Annotated in this window: 1 protein-coding gene; it reads left to right on the top strand. The window is 64.9% G+C overall.

Going from position 1 to position 536, the window contains the following annotated elements:
- Nucleotides 1-84 precede the first annotated feature (84 nt).
- Nucleotides 85-536, top strand: a 452-nt coding sequence (locus NKI66_RS32640) for a helix-turn-helix domain-containing protein (RefSeq protein WP_352754085.1), incomplete at its 3' end; no start/stop codon positions are given.

Genomic DNA, 536 nt, shown 5'->3' with positions numbered 1-536 from the left:
GGGGTGTTTGGACCGGAGACATCGCGAACAGGTGTGCGAGGACATCGCGAACAGTTTGGCGTGCTTTGCGCCGGGAGGTTCGCGATGCCATTTGGGAACACCAGCGTGATGGATGGGAAGTTGGAGTTTGTGCGTCTTGCGGTGCAGGATGGCAGCAATGTCAGTGCGCTTTGTCGTCGTTTCGGGATTGGCCGAACCTGTGGTCACAAGTTGATCGCGCGGTATCGCGCCCATGGCGAGGCTGGGCTTGCGGAGCAATCGCGCCGTCCAGCGACGAGCCCGGCGCGCAGCCCGGATGCAGTCGAGGCGGCGGTTCTTGGCATGCGCCGGGCGCACCCGGCCTGGGGCGGACGCAAGATCTCCAAGGTCCTGCAGCGCGAGGGAACCGGTTCGCCTGCACCTTCCACGGTGACCGGGATCCTGCACCGCAATGGCGTCGAGCTGGGTTTGCTCGGGGGTGGAGCCAAGCCGTTCGGGCGCTTCGAGCATGCCGCCCCCAACGATCTGTGGCAGATGGACTTCAAGGGCCATGTCGC

Source organism: Mesorhizobium sp. M0518, from assembly GCF_040321125.1.
In the GTDB taxonomy this organism is placed as follows: Bacteria; Pseudomonadota; Alphaproteobacteria; order Rhizobiales; family Rhizobiaceae; genus Mesorhizobium.
The sequence above is the reverse complement of the archived record's forward strand: the minus strand, read 5'-3'. Positions and strand labels throughout refer to the sequence as shown.